Below are 519 nucleotides of genomic sequence, written 5' to 3'. Positions count from 1 at the left end.
CTCGGAATCGTCGGCTCGTTCGTCGGCGGCTTCCTCGGATTCCTGATTTTCGGCAGCGACCCGATGGGCGGCTTCCTGCAGCCGTCGGGCATCCTCGGTTCGATCATCGGCGCGATCATCGTGCTCGGCATCTACGTCTTCGCGACGCGCGGCCGCAGCGCCCGCGCGCGCTGACCCGCACCCCACGACGCCCCCGCGTCGCCCGGCACCGGCCGGGGACGCGGGGGTTCGTCATGTGCGGCGGTAGGTTCGGGCCGTGCACTCTCACTCCGGACCTCGACCGGACGCCGTCGCCGCCCTCGCCGACCGTGTCGAGCGCGCGGCATCCGGACCGTCCCGATTCCTGCTCGGGATCGCGGGGAGCCCCGGCAGCGGTAAGACGACGCTCGCCGCGGCACTCGCCGCCGAACTGAACACCCGGAACCCGGGCACGGCGGTGGCGCTGCCGATGGACGGCTACCACCTCGCCAACGCCACCCTCGACCGACTCGGCCGCCACGGTCGCAAGGGCGCGATCGA

2 protein-coding genes are annotated in these 519 nt (G+C 72.8%); both read left to right on the top strand.

Translation table 11 applies throughout. The features are described from left to right. The first annotated feature begins 6 nt into the window (after nucleotides 1-6). On the top strand, nucleotides 7-174 hold the full coding sequence (locus tag AC1B00_RS09695) for a GlsB/YeaQ/YmgE family stress response membrane protein (protein ID WP_488849524.1): 168 nt from the start codon (nucleotides 7-9) through the stop codon (nucleotides 172-174). 82 nt (nucleotides 175-256) lie between these two features. Beyond that, a partial coding sequence (locus AC1B00_RS09690; RefSeq protein WP_488849523.1) for a zeta toxin family protein occupies nucleotides 257-519 on the top strand: 263 nt, incomplete at its 3' end.

It is taken from the genome of Campylobacter sp. DY7 (assembly GCF_057802535.1).
The sequence above is the reverse complement of the archived record's forward strand: the minus strand, read 5'-3'. Positions and strand labels throughout refer to the sequence as shown.